Source organism: Bacteroides sp. 43_46 (assembly GCF_001915455.1).
Taxonomy (GTDB): Bacteria; Bacteroidota; Bacteroidia; order Bacteroidales; family Bacteroidaceae; genus Bacteroides; species Bacteroides caccae.
The window spans coordinates 1-2,024 of record NZ_MNQN01000013.1 but is presented as its reverse complement, the minus strand read 5'-3'; the positions used below and the strand labels follow the sequence as shown (position 1 = coordinate 2,024).

Sequence of the window (2,024 nt, the reverse complement as noted above, 5' to 3'; positions counted from 1 at the left end):
TCTAAAGGAAATGAGGGGATTGGCAATCATATTCAGGTTTTTTATGCTATTAGTCCTGCTGCTTCCTGTGGTTGCTCTGTGTCCTGTGAAGGCGGAAACGACCTCGGAAGGGCCTATCCTTATTGTCACTTCTTATAATCCCGAAACGCGTAGTATTTCTGACAACCTGTCTGCTTTTATGGATGAATACAGACAGCGTGGCGGCAAGTATACTCCGATCATAGAGAGTATGAACTGCAAGAATTTGTCCGAGGCCTATCTGTGGAAATCGCGTATGGCCTCCATCCTTGGTAAGTATAAGGGGAAAAACCGTCCGTCACTGGTTATATTGTTGGGGCAGGAGGCATGGTCGGCTTATATCTCACAAGACACAGAGATAGCTAAAAAGACTCCGTCTATCTGTGGCATGGTCAGTGTCAACGGACTGGTATTGCCCGATGATAGTATCGACACGCGGGTATGGGAACCTGAAAGTAAGAATATTTATACGGATTTCAGTGATTATAATATTGTTGCCGGTTATGTATATGAATATGATGTCGATAAAAACATAAAGCTGATGCGTCGTTTTTATCCTGATATGCGCCGTGTGGCATTTATATCGGATAATACCTATGGCGGGTTGTCTATGCAAGCCTTGGTTAAAAAGGAGATGAAGAAGTACCCCGATTTAGAAACAATTTGGCTGGACGGCCGTACAGAAACCTTTATGGAAGTGAGTGAAAGGATGCGCAGGTTGCCTCAAAATACGTGTGTGTTATTGGGAACATGGCGTGTAGACTGTACGGAGAGTTATGTTATTGGTAATACGACTTATATGCTGCGCGATGCGAATCCCACCCTGCCTGTGTTTACTATTGCATCTGTGGGGCTGGGACATTGGGCATTGGGAGGATATACTCCCGAGTACCATGCGGTAGGAAAGAATATAGGCGCGGTTACTTATGATTTTTTGGATAAAGGGGATAGAGAAGGGGTGGACTTGTTGACTATTCCCGGAAACTATAAAATATTGGGTCATAGGGGTTGTTTCGGCGTTCATGTTCCTGATAGCCTGTTTCTTGATAGCCATATATTATATTATCCGTATCAACCACTTGAAACATAATCTGGAAGTATCCGGCGAGGAACTGCTGGTAGCCAAGGAGAAAGCGGAGGAATCCAACAGGTTGAAGACGGCTTTTCTGGCCAATATGAGTCACGAAATACGCACTCCCTTGAATGCCATTGTGGGATTTTCCAGCGTGTTGGTCAGTGATGATTCCTCTCCTGCCGAGAAAGAGCAGTATTGTGATATCATTCAGAAGAATTCCGATTTGTTGTTGCACCTCATAAATGATATTCTGGACATCTCGCGCATGGAATCCGGAAGGATAAAATTCGTATGGGAAGAATGTGATGTGGTAGAGTTGTGTCAGACGGCTTTGTCTACAGTGGAGTATGGACGCAAGACCAGTGCTTTGTTTCTGTTTGAAACTCCTGTGCCTTCGCTGGTTGTCAAGACGGATGCCCAGCGTCTGAAGCAGGTGTTGATTAATTTGCTGTCCAATGCCGCAAAATTTACTCCGTCCGGTTCTATCAAACTGACGGTTGCCATAGACAAACAGCATCAGCAGTTGGAATTGTCAGTGTCGGATACCGGTTGCGGTATTCCGCCCGATAAGAGTGAAAAGGTATTTGAACGTTTCGAGAAATTGAATGAATATTCCCAAGGTACGGGGCTGGGATTGGCCATTAGCAGGCTGATAATCGAGAATCTGGGAGGTAAGATATGGGTGGACAAGGATTATACCGAAGGCGCCCGGTTTGTATTCACGCATCCTTTGACTAAAAAAGAATAAAGAATAGAGAAATGAAATATAGAATATGTATCAGTGCCCTGCTGTTGTGGGCAGGTATGCAGTTGTCTGCATCCAATAATCAGGAAGAAGTGGTTATCAAGATTATAGAAACCAGTGATGTGCACGGGAATTTCTTTCCGTATAACTTTATCGAACGGAAAGAATGGAGTGGAAGTCTTGCCC

The 2,024-nt window shown here is 44.5% G+C and carries 1 pseudogene; it reads left to right on the top strand.

Annotation, left to right across the window (positions count from 1 at the left end):
* Positions 1–1,841: pseudogene (locus BHV72_RS00375) on the top strand (sensor histidine kinase); the annotation flags it as partial.
* Between the last annotated feature and the right edge of the window lie 183 nt (positions 1,842–2,024).